Origin of the sequence: Halomonas sp. BC2 (genome assembly GCF_002078115.1) — a bacterium.
Taxonomy (GTDB): Bacteria; Pseudomonadota; Gammaproteobacteria; order Pseudomonadales; family Halomonadaceae; genus Vreelandella; species Vreelandella stevensii.
Genome location: NZ_LFGT01000009.1, coordinates 124333 through 138191 on the forward strand (window position 1 = coordinate 124333; position 13859 = coordinate 138191).

Consider the following 13859-nt stretch of genomic DNA (forward strand, 5'->3'; position numbering starts at 1 on the left):
GCACGTCGATGACCTGCCAGCCGGAGATGGCGGTGCCATCGAGGGTGGCAGGCAGCTCGGCGCCCGCCAGCACGATCTGGGTGGCGCGATGAAAGCGCAGCGTGGGGCCATTCAGGGTGATTTCGAGCCCGGCGGCCTCGTCGGGGTTGCCCAGCAGCCGATTGCCCAAGCGAAACGACCAGTCGTCGAAGGGACCAGATGGGGGAACACCCACGTCCCAGTGGCCTTGACGCCCCGGGTAATCCTGCACGGTGGTCAGCGTGCCCGGGCTGAGAACTTCCATGGCGGGAGGGGCCCATGCCAGCTGGGTGAGCCAGTGCGTATCGATCTGGGCGGCGTCGAAGCGGGCGTCCCTCAGCACATGGGCCAGCCAGCGGCGATTGGTGGCAATGCCATATACCGAGGCATCTTCCAGGGCCGTGGCCAGCCGGGCAATGGCCTGTTGGCGAGTGTCGGCATGGACCATCACCTTGGCCAGCATGGGGTCGAACAAGGGGGTGACTTCCAGGCCTGCTTCGAGGGCGTGGTCGATACGCAGGCCCTGATCCTCGGGGAAGGTGACTTCGGTCAGCAGCCCCGCGCTGGGGCGGAAATCGTGCGCTGGGTCTTCGGCATATAGCCTGGCCTGCACGGCATGGCCACGGGGCTGCAGTCCCTCTGCCAGGTTTGCCAGCGGGGGGAGTGCCTGGCTACCGAGGCGTACCATCCACTCGACGATATCGACCCCGTAGACCAGTTCGGTCACCCCGTGCTCGACCTGCAGGCGGGTATTGACCTCCAGAAAGTAGAACGCCTCGCGTTCGGCATCGTAGATGAATTCGACGGTGCCCGCACTGCGGTAGTTGACCGCCTGGCCAAGCTGCACCGCCGTGGCGTGCAGGGAGCGCCGCACGGCATCAGGCAGGTTGGGAGCAGGGCACTCCTCGAGGACTTTCTGATGGCGACGCTGGGTGGAGCAGTCCCGCTCGCCAAGGGCAATCACCTGCCCCTGGCCATCGCCGAACAGCTGCACTTCCAGATGGCGAGCACGGGCGATGTAGGCTTCGAGAAAGACGCCGCCATCGCCGAAGTTGCGCTCGCCTAGACCTTTCACCGAATCAAAAGCGCGTGCCAGCTCTGCCTGGGAGTGGCAGACCTGCATGCCGATGCCGCCACCGCCAGCGGTGGACTTGAGCATTACCGGGTAGCCGATACGCTCGGCGTGAGCCTTGGCGTCTTCCAGCGAGGCCAACAGCGGTGAACCGGGGACCAGCGGCACACCGGCCTGTTCGGCCAGCGCGCGGGCTTCGTGCTTCAAGCCAAATTGGCGGATCTGCTCGGCGGTCGGGCCCAGGAAGACCAGACCGGCCGTGTCGCAGGCGCTGATGAAGCGGGTGTTTTCCGACAGGAAGCCGTAGCCGGGGTGAACCGCCCGGGCGCCGCTTTGCTGCGCAATGGCGATGAGCTTGTCGATGTTCAGATAGGTCTCGCTGGCGCCGCCTTCACCCAGCGAATAGGCTTCGTCGGCCTGGTGCACGTAGGGCGCATCGCGGTCGGCGTCGGCGTATACCACGACGCTCTGGATGCCGAGGGCGTTCAGCGTTCGCAGGATACGCGCGGCAATGGCCCCGCGATTGGCAATCAATACCTTGGACAATAACGGTGTCGTGGACATGGTGGTGCCTGCAAAGAAGGGCGGGCCGTCCCGCAGATGAATCAGCCCCTTGGGGTCGTCCCCAGGAGGAAAAGTGACCTCACTGCCAGACCAGCAGCTCGATGGGCGTCGGGTGGTAGCCGTTACAGGGGTTGTTGAGCTGAGGGCAGTTGGAGACCAGCACGATGACATCCATGTTGGCTTCCATCTCGACGTACTTGCCGGGGGCCGAAATACCGTCGGCAAAGGTCAGCCCGCCGCCGGCCGTCACCGGCACGTTCATGAAAAAGTTGATGTTGTGGGTGATGTCGCGTTTGGTCAGCCCGAACTCGGGATAGCGGGCAATGGCCTGCATCCAGTTGTCGCGGCAGGAGTGCATATGGCGCTTTTCGAGATCGTAACGCACGGTATTGCTTTCGCTGGCGCAGGCGCCGCCCAGGGTGTCGTGGCGGCCACAGGTATCGGCGGTGATGGTCAGCATGGTGCGACCTTCACTGGACATCAGCCGGGTGCCCGCCGTCAGGTAAACCGCGCCTTGTTCGCGCACGGTATCCATGGCGCTGTAGCGCTCGGCGGTATCGTCGGCATTGAAGAACAAGGTGTCGGCGGCCTGGTTACCCTCCAGGTCCAGAATGCGCAGGGTCTGGCCGCGCTTCACGGTGCCGATGTAGTGGTCACCGGCCTCGACGGTGGTGCGGCGGACGGCGTTTTCAGGGCGTAAGGTGCTTTCGATGATCATGGTGTCCCCCTTAGAGGCCGAGGTGGTAGAGGCGATTGTTGGCAAAGCCACGTGCGTTTTCGGGCCGTGAGCGGTAGCAGGGGTCTTCCTCGGTGGGAGGCTCCGCCGTGCCTAGCGCGATATCGACGCCGCGACGGGGGTAGTGCGAACTGGGGTCGAGGGGGTGCGGGCAGGTGTGCAGCAACACCAGCGTATCCATCTCGAAACGCAGCGTGACGCGGCTGCCCGGCTGGCAGTGGTTGTCGACATAGCGCAGCTTGCCTGCGTCATCGCTCTCGACTCGTGAAAACAGGTTGAGGTTGGCCGCCAGATCGCGTCGGCCCAGGCCGTATTTCGCCAGCTCGACGAGAAAGGCATCGTGGCCGGTGCGGGTCCAGTCATTATGGGCCTGCTGGTAGCTCACCGGCTGCCAGCCCTTGGCCAGAAGGTGGTGGGGCATCAGGTTGCCGCCCACGCTATCGTGCCAACCCAGGGTGTCGTGGGTGATCGACGCAAAGATGCGGCCCATGTCGGAATAGAGGCAGTGGCCCTGGGTGAGTTTGAAAGTGTGCTGGCACTTCAGGGTATCCGGCAGGTTGAGGCGCTCCAGCAGGTTTTCCGGGTTGTAGCAGAGCAGCCCTACGTTGCTGTTGGCCTGCTGGGCTGACAGGGTCAGCGTGGTGCCGCGGCGCAGGCGCAGGGACCAGTGATGGCCGCCGGGCAGGTGCGTGGCGTAGTCCGCGTGGGTTGTCATGACAGCGTCTCCTGTACGTGGGTGGTCAGACCGCGTTCCGCCAGCGTGTCACTCAGTGCCTGGGCGGAGTGTGCGCGGTTGGCCTGTTTGCCGATGGGCAGGTCGTAGGTGATGGTGGCGCCATAGGCCTCGGGGGCCTGGGGGTCGTGGCGAGTCTTGTCGAAGACCCACAGCCGCGTGCCGAGGGCGAAGGCTTCCGTGAGGTCGTGGGTGATCATGAAAATGGTCAGCGACTGTTCTTGCCAAAGCCGCGTGATCAGCGCGTGCATGTCCTGGCGAATGCCGGGGTCGAGCGCGCCGAACGGCTCGTCCAGCAGCAGTAGCCGAGGTTTCATCATCAGCGCCTGGGCAATGGCGAGGCGTTGCTGCATGCCGCCGGAGAGCTCGTGGGGGTACTTGTGCAGCGCATGGCCCAGGCCCACCTCCTCGATGCGCGCCGTGGCCACTTCGATGGCGCGCCGCCGGGATGCACCAAAGCGCTTGCCCAGCAGCGGGGCAGTCCGCAGCTCTTCGGCGATCATGACGTTGGCCAGGACGGTCAGGTGGGGGAAGACCGAGTACTTTTGAAACACGACGCCTCGGTCAGGGCCGGGTTCGTCAGGAATGGGCTGGCCATCCAGCAGCAGGCTGCCTTTGGAGCGCTTTTCGGTGCCCAGCAGCATTTTCAGGAAGGTGGTCTTGCCACAACCTGAAGCGCCCACCAGCGTCACGAACTCGCCTTCCTCGACGGAGAAGTTGAGGTTTTCCAGCACCACGTGCTGGCCATAATGCTTTTCCAACCGGTGGGCGGAGAGCAGGCTCATGATTTGTCTCCTTCATCGGCGTGATACCAGGGGAAGGCCAGCCGTGATACCCAGGCCAGCAGTTGATCCAGCACAAAGGCCAGCAGGGTGATCCAGGCCACGTAGGGCAGAATCACGTCCATGGAGAGGTAGCGGCGCACCAGAAAGATGCGATAGCCAAGGCCCTCCTGGGCGGCAATCGCTTCTGCTGCAATCAGGAACAGCCAGGCGCTGCCCAGCGCCAGCCGTGTGGCATTGAGCAGCCGAGGCGTCAATTGAGGCAGCAGCACTCTCAGCAGCACTTGCCAGGAGCTGGCGCCCAGGGTCTGGGCCTTGATCAACTGTTCGTCTGGCAGGCGCAGGGCGTGGCCCTGCAGGTCTCGAATCAGAAAGGGCGTCACGCCCATCACGATCAACGCGATCTTGGCCGCTTCCCCGGTGCCAAAGGCGATGAACAGGATCGGCAGAATGGCCATGGGCGGTATCAGCGACGTTACCGTGATCAGCGGCGAGAGCTTGGCGCGCAGCAGCGGAATGCCGCCACTCAAGATGCCCACCACCAGGCCGATCAGCGCGCTGATACCGACACCGATCAGCAGCCTTTCGAGGCTGGCGAAAGTGTCGGTCCACAATACGATCTGGCCGGTGCGCACGTTCTCGGCCGTGGCCAGGTGGTGAAAGGTCTGCGCCATGCTGCCAGGGGAAGGCAGCAGGCGGTCGTTGGGGTTGTCAGCCAGGCGAGCACTGGAGGCGCTCAGGTAGAGCATGCCCAGTACCAGAAACGGCACCAGTCCCAGCAGCCAGCGGCCGCCGCGCGAGGGCGACAGGTTAATCAAGCGCTTCATGGCAGGGTCCACCAGGTAAGTAAGGGGCAGAAGCGGCGAGCCGCCGCTTCATGGGGCGAATACCGTGGCCTCGTTACTGTGCGTCGAGGTACGCCTGAGTAAAGGAAGGATCGAAGCGCAGCTGCACGTTACTCTCGTCACCGAAGATACCGCTGGGCGTTTCGATGCCCACCACGCCCGCGCTGGGTGCCATGTCGCCCAACAGCCCGTGGGTAAAGCTGAAGTCGGCCACTCGCTCCATGGTGTCCAACAGCTCGGGGCTTTCCATCAGCGCCACGGCTTCGGCGGGGTCGGTATACAGGTAGGTTGCCTCTAGCTGGGCACGGTAACCCTCCAGATCGGTGCCGGCGGCATCGGCCATGATCGTCAGCGCGTGCTCGTCATTGGCCTCGACAAGCGCCATGACCTCGTACCAGGCGCCCACCAGGGCGTGTCCCAGGGCGGGGTAGTCGGCCAGGGTTTGGGTGTTCACTACCATCATGTCAAGAATTTCACCGGGGATTTCCGCCGAGGTGTACACCACCTGGCTGTCCGGCATCTCGGCGATGGTGCTGAGCTGCGGATTCCAGGCGGCTACGGCTTCGGTACTGCTGCTGGAAAACAGGCCGACGATATCGGCGTCGGAGGTATTGACCGTTTCGATGTCGCGCTCGGTCAGCCCAACGCTCTCCAGGGCGCGTGCCAGAAAGTAGTGAGACACGCTGAACTGCACCAGATTGACCCGGCGGCCCTTCGATATCCGCCACGCTCACCGCCCCCTTTCGTACGCACGATGCCGTCATTGCCATTGGAGTAGTCGTTGATGATCAGCGCGGTGGAGTCGACGCCGCTGGCGGCAGGAATGGTCAGAGCGTCCATGTTGGTCATGGCGCAGCCATCGACGTTGCCCGAGGTGAACTGGTTGATGGACTCGACGTAGTCATTGACCTGTATCACGTCGATAGCGATGTCGTGCTGCTCGGCCCATTTGTCGACGATGCCTTCGACATCGGCATAGGCCCAGGGCATCCAGCCTGCATAAATGGACCAGCAGACGCTGAATTGATCACGCTCCTGGGCATGTACGAAAGAGGGGGCCAGCGAGGTGGCAAGCAGGGCGGCAGAGAGCGGGGCCAGCAGATATTTACCAGGGGTGCGGATGGAACGGGTCATGAGAGCCTCCAGCGGCTAAGTAAAAACTCAGGGGGCATCGGCGCATCACTGTGCCTTATCCTCCCGGGCTTTTATCCCGCCGTGTAACCTTGCGCTTGCAAGGTCGATCGCTCTCGGACCAGCCACAGCCATCAGGGGCGTTTCGTTGATGGTGTCGGAACCCTAGCGATCTATTGGAAACTCGATTGTGCGGCTGCGATAGCGGCCAATACCCCGTGTGTAACATCATGAACACAGCAAAATATTGGCCGCTTGCTTAAAAATGACGGTGAATCATGCGTTTGGCGACGTTTCTGACGAACAAGGCATGCAGCGTCGCTTTTGTCTGCGCATTTTTTTGGTGCGTTATCATTGGGCTTGCACCACGCTGTATCGGTTGTCAGCGCTTACAGCGGCGTCTTGCTCATCCTGCCCGGTACTTCTCGCACCAGCCTGGGCATCAGGAAGCCGGGCAGGTGTTCGAGCAACTGCTGGACCAGCGCTTTGGCGCGTTCGTCGGTGACGTCGTAGTGGGCTGCGCCTTGTACGGGGTCGAAGGCGTGCAGGTAATAGGGCAGTATCCCCGCCTCGAACAGTCGTTCGGAGAGCGTGGCCAGGGTCGTGACGTCATCGTTGATGTCGCGCAGCAGGACGCTCTGATTGAGCAGCGTGACGCCCGCCTGTTTGAGGCGCGCGCAGGCTGCGACCACGGCCTGGTCGATCTCGTTGGCGTGGTTGATGTGCAGCACCATTACCTTTTGCAGCCGGGTGTTGCCAAGCCAGCCCAGCAGGTGGTCATCCACCCGGTCCGGGATGACCACCGGCAGGCGCGTATGCAGCCGCAGTCGCTGCAGGTGGGGAATCTCTTCCAGCTGCGCGACCAGCCAGCTCAATTGCCTGTCGTTGGCGGCCAGCGGGTCGCCGCCGGAGAGAATCACTTCCCGAATGGCGCTGTCCTGGCGGATATAGCCAAGGGCTTCCTGCCACTGGGCTCGCGAAGGCGCGTGCTCCTGGTAGGGAAAGTGGCGGCGAAAGCAGTAGCGGCAGTTGATGGCGCAGGCCGGGCTGGCGATCAACAGCACGCGGTTGGTGTATTTATGGATCAGGCCTTTGGCCGGGCGGTGCTCGGCTTCTTCCAGTGGGTCGGTGACATAGCCAGGCGGCGACAGGGCTTCTTCGGCCAGCGGCAGGACCTGGCGCAGTAGTGGGTCGCTAGGGTCGTTGGGCGCGATGCGTGACAGGTACGCCTCGGGCACGCAGATATCGAACAGGCGATGCCCCGCCTGGGCTTCTTGCTGCCACTGGGCGTCCAGGCCAAGGTGCTGGCAGAGGGTTTGCGGGTCGCGAATGGCGCGGGATAGTTGCCGTTGCCAGGAGGCGGGCGCCTCGTCGGATATCGAGTGACCGGCAATGATGATGTTCTCCTGCAAAAAGCCCTCCTTCGGGTTATCATGCGCGCACTTGGCTACAAGGTTAACGACGGCGGAGCAGGGCTGCGCGCGTCACCGACTGAAACACACCATAGAACCATTGAGAGGCAGTATGGCGAACTATTCTACCAATGAATTCAAAGCGGGTTTGAAAGTAATGCTCGATGGCGATCCTTGTTCGATCGTCGAGAACGAGCTGGTCAAGCCTGGCAAGGGTCAAGCGTTCAACCGCGTCAAGCTGCGAAACCTGATGACTGGCCGTGTCGGTGAGCGCACGTTCAAGTCTGGTGACTCGCTGGAAGGCGCTGACGTCATGGATCTGGAGATGGAGTACCTCTACACCGACGGTGACATGTGGCACTTCATGAAGACCGACGGCTCTTTCGAGCAGTACGCGGTAGAGAAAAAAGCACTGGGCGAGACCGAAAAGTGGCTCAAGGAGCAGGTGCCCTACACTCTGACGCTGTGGAACGACAAGGCGATCTCGGTCACGCCGCCCAACTTCATCGAGCTGGAAGTCGTCGAAACCGACCCCGGCCTGAAAGGCGATACTGCTCAGGGCGGCTCAAAGCCTGCTACGCTTTCCTCGGGTGCCGTGGTACGCGTACCGCTGTTCATCAACCAGGGCGAAGTGTTGAAGATCGACACCCGCTCCGGTGAGTACGTATCACGCGCTTGATCGGCGTCACTTGCAAGCGGTAAGCAAAGCCACGCACTCTGCGTGGCTTTATGTTGTCAGGGAGAAGGGAATGACGGCCAGTTGGCAGCCAACAGCATCCATGGAGACGCTACGTGAGCGTGCACGCCTGCTGGCGGCAGTGCGCCATTTTTTCGTATCACGCGATGTCATGGAAGTAGAGACCCCCGTCCTCGGGCAAGGGGGCAGTACCGATGTCAACCTCGTGTCGCTGGCGACGCGGGCACGCACGGACAAGGGCCAGCGCAAGCTGTGGCTACAAACCTCGCCAGAATTTCACATGAAGCGGCTGCTGGCGGCGGGAAGCGGGCCGATCTTTCAGCTGGCTCGGAGCTTTCGTGATGGAGAGGTGGGGTCGCGGCACAATATCGAATTCACCATGCTGGAGTGGTATCAGCCGGGCTATTCGCTCGCCCAGCTGATCGAAGAGACCACGGCGCTGGTCGCCCATGTGATGCCCAATGCTCCTGGGCCGGTGGTGCACTACCGCTACCGTGAGCTGTTTCATACGCATCTGGAAGTGGACCCTTTCACCACGTCGCTGGACACCTTGCGTCTGGTGGCGGCCGAGCGGGGCAGCATGCCCGCCAAGGCGCTGGCCGAAGAGGGGCGTGATACGTGCCTCGATCTGCTCATGGGCATGGTCATCGAGCCGCGCCTGGGCCAGCAGGAGCTGAGCGTGGTGGTGGATTATCCGGCCAGTCAAGCGGCACTCGCGCAGCGCCATCAGGATAGCGACGGGGAGTGGGTGGCGTCGCGGTTCGAGCTCTATCTGAACGGGGTCGAGCTGGCGAACGGCTACCATGAGCTGACCGATGCCGACGAACAGCGTCAGCGGTTTGCCCGCGATAACGAGGAGCGTCGTCGGTTGGGGCTGAGCGAAGTGGACGTGGACGAGCGGCTGCTGGCCGCGCTGGCCCATGGAATGCCTGCTGCCTCCGGTGTCGCGCTGGGCATCGACCGGTTGATACAGCAGGCCTTGGGCAAGGGGAAGCTGGAGGAAGTACTGGCGTTTGCTACCCCTGCCTGTTGAGGTTGGCCGTGCCGGGCGCTGGCTATGACGCCTGCGGTGTTGCCAGGGATTGGCCCATGGCCACCTTGGCGCCCAGCTCATGCTCGGCAAAGGTGATCGGCTTGGCGAAGCAGGTGACCACCGTGGAGCCCAGCTTGAAGCGGCCCATCTCGGCGCCTTTTTCGATCACGATGGGCTGGCCGAAGACCATCCGCTGGGGCGTGCCCGCCAGCGGGGTCACCTGGCCTGCCCAGACGGTCTCGATGGCGGCCACGATCATGGCACCCACCAGCACCATGGCCATGGGGCCATGCTCGGTATCGAAGATACAGACCAGACGCTCATTGCGCGCAAACAGGCCGGGCACGTAGTTGGCGGTGGCCTGATTGACGGAGAACAGCCGCCCCGGCACGTAGATCATTTCGCGCAGCGCACCGGTCACCGGCATGTGCACGCGATGGTAATCCCGTGGGGAGAGGTACACGGTGGCAAAGCTGCCTGCCATGAACTCCTGGGCCAGCGCATCGTCCCCCCCCAGCAATGTATGCACCGAATAGCGATGCCCTTTGGCTTGCACAATGTCGCCAGCGCACAGGCGGCCAAACTGCGAAAGAGTGCCGTCGGCCGGGCTGAGGATGCCATCGCCCAGGGGGCGGGCATCGGGCTTCAGCGCCCGGGTGAAGAAGTCGTTGAACGTGGCGTAGGCGGTAGGGTCCGGTTCCAGTGCCTGGCTCATGTCCACGTCGAAGCGTTTGATGAACGCTTTGATGACGGCATTCTTGATCCGTGGTTGATCGCACGCGGCGACCTTGCCCGTCAGCCGGGAAAGCGCGTGATGGGGCAGTGGGTACTGCAGTAGCGAAAAGGCTTTTTGAGAAACGGTCACAGTGGTGTCTTTGTCTCGATGTCGGTTGAGTGTCGTTGGCGCATGGCAGTCATCAGCGTTCGATGGGGGTATCGTCGCGATTGCCCCATTCGCCCCAGGAGCCCGCGTAGCCACGAATGTTGAAGCCCAGGGCCTTGCCCACCAGCCAGGTAAAGCTGCTGCGGTGGTGGCTTTGGCAGTGGGTGGCGATCTCCATGTCCGGTGTCAGGCCCAGCGCGCCCAGTTCGGTGATCAGTTCGGCGTAGTCGCGAATGCGCAGCGCGCGTTGACGATCCATGGCGTCTACCCAATCCATGTTCACCGCGCCGGGAATGTGGCCCAGGTGCTTGTTGTTGCCACGCTCACCGTCGTACTCGGCCTTCGAACGGGCATCCCAGATGGCGAACTGCTTGTCGTTCAGCTTGTCGAGAATCTCGTCGCGGCTGATGGCGGCCTGAGGATTGAGAATGTCGGCCTGATAGTCACTGGGCGTGGGGGCCGTGGGCTCGGTGCTCTCTTCGAGGCCCGCGTCGCGCCACGCATGAATGCCGCCATTCAGGTAGGAGTAGCGGGTATGGCCAATCAGCTCCAGCGTCCAGAGCAGGCGAGCGGCCCAGCCGCCACCCTCGTCATCGTAGGCCACCACGTGGGTATCACGGGTCAGGCCCATGGCGCTGAACAGCTGCGAGAGAAACGCCACGGAAGGCACGTCGTTGGGGACCGGGCCCTCGCCGCGCATCAGATAGCGGTAGTCGAGGTAGATGGCGCCGGGCACGTGCCCCTGCCGGTAGCTGTCGCCATTCAGTGGCACATCGACGATCAAGAGCTGAGGGTCGCCCAGATGCTCGACGAGCTGTTCTGGTTCGACGATCAGTGGCAGCACGTTGGTTTCGGAGGAGTGGCTGTTGGTCATGGTCGGCTCCCTGTCCCTGCAATGAAAGTAATCTGAGCCATCGGCGTCAGCCGTCAGGCCTGGGTGTTCAGGCTATCCAGTATGCGTCGGTAGCTGGTAAAGCGCTCTGGGTGAATCTTGCCCGCCTCGACGGCATTCAGTAAAGCACAGCCGGGCTCATTGCGATGGCGGCAATCCCTGAAACGGCATTGGCCCAGGTAGGGGTGAAACTCGATGAAGCCGTTGGTCACTTCCTGTTCATCGAGGTGCACCAGCCCGAATTCGCGGATGCCGGGGGAGTCGATCAGCTCGCCGTCGTGCACTTCGTCGCTGCGCATGGCGTAGAGCCTGGCGGTGGTGGTGGTATGAGTCCCCTTGCGCGAATCTTCCGAGAGGGCGCCGATGCGCAGGGTCTCGTCCGGCAGCAGCAGATCGATCAGCGAGGATTTGCCTACCCCGCTCTGGCCGACGAACACCGAGGTACGGCCCTCCAACTGCTGACGCAGGGCGTTCAGGCCGTCAGGGTTGGCCGTGGTGGTACGCACCACCCGATAGCCCAGTTGGCGGTAACGCTCCAGCAGCTGGCCAAGTTCGCCACCCCCTTCCGGCAGCAGGTCGGTCTTGTTGAGCACCAGTACGGGCGTGATGCCGGTGGCCTCGGCGGCGACCAGGTAGCGGTCGATCAGGTTGGGGTGCGGCGCGGGCTCCACCGCAAAGACGATCAGCAGCTGGTCGATGTTGGCGGCCACCGGCTTGAGCTGCCCTCTGGCATCCGGGCGTTTGAGGATGGTGTCGCGCTCCTCTCGGGCCACCACGACGCCAGAGCCATCCTGACCCGCTCGCCAGATCACCCGGTCGCCGGTCACCAGCCCTTCCAGGTTGGCGCGCAGATGGCAGCGTACCGGGGTGCCGTCGGCATCGCGGACTTCCAGGGTGCGGCCGAAGTGGGCCATCACACGGCCTGGCTGTTCGGGACCATACTCCCCGGCGGAGAGCTTTTCGGCATCCCGCGCGTCGCGTTTTTCCGCCCGCTGAGCGCGCTCGGCCTGAATTTTTTCGACGCGCCACTGCTGCTGACGGCTTAATTTACGTTTGCTCATGACCACCCGATGATCGTTACAATAGCAGGCATTGTAACCACCTGAGCCACCCACTGTCCCCTACGGGGTGCGGTGCAAGGCAATATAAGCGACACTTTTATGCACATCGCTCGTGTTGGAGCGACTTTGGCCAAGGAATGAGACGAATGAGTGAGCAAGCCGTCACCCCGCGCAGCGACCTGCTGGTATGGATCGATCTGGAGATGACCGGCCTGGAGCCGGACAAGGAGCGCATCATCGAAGTGGCCACGCTGATCACCGATGCGCATCTCAACGTGGTGGCCGAAGGGCCGGTGATTGCCGTCAAGCAGCCGGACAGCCTGCTGGCGGCCATGGATGAGTGGAATCAGAAAACCCACGGTGAGTCGGGGCTCGTGGCGCGGGTCAAGGCCAGCCAGGTGAGTACCGAAGAGGCCGAGCAGCAGACGCTGGCGTTTTTGAGCCGCTACGTGGTGCCTGGCTCATCGCCCATGTGTGGCAACAGCATCCATCAGGATCGCCGCTTTCTGGAGCGCGAGATGCCCGCTCTGTGGAGCTTCTTCCACTACCGCAACCTGGATGTGTCCAGCGTCAAGGAACTGGCCAAGCGCTGGAACCCGAGCGCGCTGGAAGGATTCAAGAAGCGCAACGTGCATTTGGCGATGGACGACATCAAGGAGTCGATTGCCGAGCTTGCCCACTATCGCAGCACCTTCCTGCGCGTGGCGCCCGGCAGCGACAGCAGCGTTGATCCGCGCTGACGTTTTTCAGCCTTGCGTCGCGATGCGCGCTCCACGCTTCTGGTGCTGCTCTGCCAGTGCCCAGACCACGTGCTCGCGGACCAGCGCGCTGGGGTAGGCGCGGCGTGCCCACAGGGCGGCTTCGACGTCACGGCTCCAGGGCGCATTGCCCAGGCCCACCGCCAGGTTGCGTAGCCAGCGCTCGTAGCCGATGCGGCGTATCGGGCTCCCGGCGGTCTTGTCGAGAAACTCCGCCTCGCTCCAGCCGAACAGAGTGACGAGCGAGGCGCGGTCGAGATCGTGACGCGGAGCAAAATCCTGCTCCTGGGTCGGGCGTGTGAAGCGAGTAAACGGGCAGACCAGCTGGCAGTCATCGCACCCATAGACACGGTTGCCCATGGCCCGGCGGTACTCCACGGGGATCGCGCCGTGCAGTTCGATGGTCAGGTAGGAGACGCATTTGCGCGAATCGACGACCTTGTCATCGACGATGGCGCCGGTGGGGCAGGCCGTGCGGCAGGCGCTGCAGCTGCCGCAGTGCTCTCGCTCGAAGGGCGGGTCCACGGGCAGGGGTAGGTCGGTATACAGCTCGCCGAGAAAGAACAGCGAGCCAGCCTGGGGGTTGAGCAGCATGGCGTTCTTGCCGAACCAGCCAAGTCCTGCCTTCTGGGCCAGGGCACGCTCCATGACCGGGGCCGAGTCGACGAAAGCGCGAAAGCCAAAGGCGCCCACCTCTTGCTCGATCTGCTGTGCCAGCTGGGCCAGCCGTTTGCGCATCAGTTTGTGGTAGTCGCGCCCCAGGGCATAGCGCGATACATAGGCACGCTGGGGCTGCCCCAGTACTTTGGTGGTGGCAACGTCGGCGGGCAGGTAGTCCATGCGCACGCTGATCACCCGCTGTGTGCCGGGTTCCAGCTCGGCCGGGCGGGTGCGCTTGGTGCCGTGCTTGGCCATGAAGCCCATGTCGCCGTGGTAGCCCTGTTCCAGCCAGCGCTCGAGATGGCGCTCGTGGACGGCAAGATCGGTGTCGGTGATGCCGACCTGCTGAAAGCCCAGCTCGCGCCCCCAGCGCTTGATCCGCTCGGCGAGTTGCTGGAGTTGCTCGGCAGAGAGTGAAAAATCAGAGGAAGGTGGCATGGTTGATCAACGTTGGCGCGACAGGCGCGCTATGCTAACCCATTACGCTTTCATACGACATGCACGGTGCTGCCGTGTCACCACGACGGCAGCGCCCCGGCGCATGGCAACCGCTAAGGAGAGACCGTGTCCAAACTGAGTACC

15 protein-coding genes and 1 riboswitch are annotated in these 13859 nt (G+C 63.1%); of the genes, 3 read left to right on the forward strand and 12 right to left on the reverse strand.

The window, feature by feature from the left end:
* The 8 genes from B7L71_RS06980 to epmB form a co-directional block, all read right to left on the reverse strand.
* On the reverse strand, positions 1–1654 hold a 1654-nt coding region (locus tag B7L71_RS06980; RefSeq protein WP_139790079.1), incomplete at its 3' end, for an ATP-binding protein.
* A 79-nt stretch (positions 1655–1733) separates the two neighbouring features.
* On the reverse strand, positions 1734–2372 hold the full coding sequence (locus B7L71_RS06985) for an urea amidolyase associated protein UAAP2 (protein WP_081136951.1): 639 nt from the start codon (positions 2370–2372) through the stop codon (positions 1734–1736).
* A gap of 10 nt (positions 2373–2382) precedes the next feature.
* Positions 2383–3105 (reverse strand): urea amidolyase associated protein UAAP1, encoded by a 723-nt coding sequence (locus B7L71_RS06990; RefSeq protein WP_081136953.1) that lies wholly within the window; start codon positions 3103–3105, stop codon positions 2383–2385.
* Complete coding sequence (locus tag B7L71_RS06995; RefSeq protein WP_081136955.1) at positions 3102–3908, reverse strand: ABC transporter ATP-binding protein; 807 nt, start codon at positions 3906–3908, stop codon at positions 3102–3104. The genes B7L71_RS06990 and B7L71_RS06995 overlap by 4 nt, the downstream gene beginning before the upstream one ends.
* Positions 3905–4732, reverse strand: a complete 828-nt coding sequence (locus tag B7L71_RS07000; RefSeq protein ID WP_081136957.1) for an ABC transporter permease — start codon at positions 4730–4732, stop codon at positions 3905–3907. Before B7L71_RS07000 ends, B7L71_RS06995 begins: the two co-directional genes overlap by 4 nt.
* Positions 4733–4805: 73 nt before the next feature.
* A complete protein-coding gene (locus tag B7L71_RS17640) occupies positions 4806–5432 on the reverse strand; it encodes a hypothetical protein (RefSeq protein ID WP_249273195.1) in 627 nt (208 codons plus the stop codon).
* On the reverse strand, positions 5387–5884 hold the full coding sequence (locus B7L71_RS17645) for a hypothetical protein (protein ID WP_249273196.1): 498 nt from the start codon (positions 5882–5884) through the stop codon (positions 5387–5389). Before B7L71_RS17645 ends, B7L71_RS17640 begins: the two co-directional genes overlap by 46 nt.
* Before the next feature lie 58 nt (positions 5885–5942).
* A riboswitch (guanidine-I (ykkC/yxkD leader) is annotated at positions 5943–6061 on the reverse strand.
* Positions 6062–6270: 209 nt separating this feature from the next.
* On the reverse strand, positions 6271–7293 hold the full coding sequence (epmB, locus tag B7L71_RS07010) for an EF-P beta-lysylation protein EpmB (protein ID WP_081136959.1): 1023 nt from the start codon (positions 7291–7293) through the stop codon (positions 6271–6273).
* Positions 7294–7405: 112 nt separating this feature from the next.
* On the opposite strand from epmB, the gene efp reads away from it, so the two are divergent.
* On the forward strand, positions 7406–7972 hold the full coding sequence (gene efp, locus B7L71_RS07015; protein WP_016913434.1) for an elongation factor P: 567 nt from the start codon (positions 7406–7408) through the stop codon (positions 7970–7972).
* Positions 7973–8042: 70 nt separating this feature from the next.
* Positions 8043–9023: an EF-P lysine aminoacylase EpmA gene (gene epmA, locus B7L71_RS07020; RefSeq protein ID WP_016913435.1), complete on the forward strand. Its 981-nt coding sequence runs from the start codon at positions 8043–8045 to the stop codon at positions 9021–9023.
* Between the two features lie 22 nt (positions 9024–9045).
* Here epmA and asd read toward each other — a convergent pair whose 3' ends face one another.
* From asd to rsgA, 3 genes are read right to left on the reverse strand one after another with little or no spacing between them, the layout of a single operon-like run.
* Positions 9046–9888 (reverse strand): archaetidylserine decarboxylase, encoded by an 843-nt coding sequence (gene asd, locus B7L71_RS07025; RefSeq protein ID WP_081136961.1) that lies wholly within the window; start codon positions 9886–9888, stop codon positions 9046–9048.
* A gap of 52 nt (positions 9889–9940) precedes the next feature.
* Positions 9941–10780: a sulfurtransferase gene (locus tag B7L71_RS07030; protein ID WP_081136963.1), complete on the reverse strand. Its 840-nt coding sequence runs from the start codon at positions 10778–10780 to the stop codon at positions 9941–9943.
* Positions 10781–10833: 53 nt separating this feature from the next.
* Entirely contained in the window at positions 10834–11859 is a 1026-nt protein-coding gene (gene rsgA / locus B7L71_RS07035; protein WP_026001635.1) for a small ribosomal subunit biogenesis GTPase RsgA, read from the reverse strand.
* A 146-nt stretch (positions 11860–12005) separates the two neighbouring features.
* Here rsgA and orn point away from each other — a divergent pair, with 146 nt between their 5' ends.
* Positions 12006–12599, forward strand: a complete 594-nt coding sequence (gene orn, locus B7L71_RS07040) for an oligoribonuclease (RefSeq protein WP_081136965.1) — start codon at positions 12006–12008, stop codon at positions 12597–12599.
* Positions 12600–12605: 6 nt separating this feature from the next.
* Here the strand turns inward: orn and queG are convergent, their stop codons facing one another.
* Complete coding sequence (gene queG / locus B7L71_RS07045; RefSeq protein WP_081136967.1) at positions 12606–13715, reverse strand: tRNA epoxyqueuosine(34) reductase QueG; 1110 nt, start codon at positions 13713–13715, stop codon at positions 12606–12608.
* Positions 13716–13859: the final 144 nt, after the last annotated feature.

Bases quoted from the DNA above. Each gene is read 5' to 3' on its own strand.
- B7L71_RS06985 (WP_081136951.1), bottom strand. From the start codon at position 2,372: ATGATCATCGAAAGCACCTTACGCCCTGAAAACGCCGTCCGCCGCACC.
- B7L71_RS06990 (WP_081136953.1), bottom strand. From the start codon at position 3,105: ATGACAACCCACGCGGACTACGCCACGCACCTGCCCGGCGGCCATCAC.
- B7L71_RS06995 (WP_081136955.1), bottom strand. From the start codon at position 3,908: ATGAGCCTGCTCTCCGCCCACCGGTTGGAAAAGCATTATGGCCAGCAC.
- B7L71_RS07000 (WP_081136957.1), bottom strand. From the start codon at position 4,732: ATGAAGCGCTTGATTAACCTGTCGCCCTCGCGCGGCGGCCGCTGGCTG.
- B7L71_RS17645 (WP_249273196.1), bottom strand. From the start codon at position 5,884: ATGACCCGTTCCATCCGCACCCCTGGTAAATATCTGCTGGCCCCGCTC.
- efp (WP_016913434.1), top strand. From the start codon at position 7,406: ATGGCGAACTATTCTACCAATGAATTCAAAGCGGGTTTGAAAGTAATG.
- epmA (WP_016913435.1), top strand. From the start codon at position 8,043: ATGACGGCCAGTTGGCAGCCAACAGCATCCATGGAGACGCTACGTGAG.
- B7L71_RS07030 (WP_081136963.1), bottom strand. From the start codon at position 10,780: ATGACCAACAGCCACTCCTCCGAAACCAACGTGCTGCCACTGATCGTC.
- rsgA (WP_026001635.1), bottom strand. From the start codon at position 11,859: ATGAGCAAACGTAAATTAAGCCGTCAGCAGCAGTGGCGCGTCGAAAAA.
- orn (WP_081136965.1), top strand. From the start codon at position 12,006: ATGAGTGAGCAAGCCGTCACCCCGCGCAGCGACCTGCTGGTATGGATC.
- queG (WP_081136967.1), bottom strand. From the start codon at position 13,715: ATGCCACCTTCCTCTGATTTTTCACTCTCTGCCGAGCAACTCCAGCAA.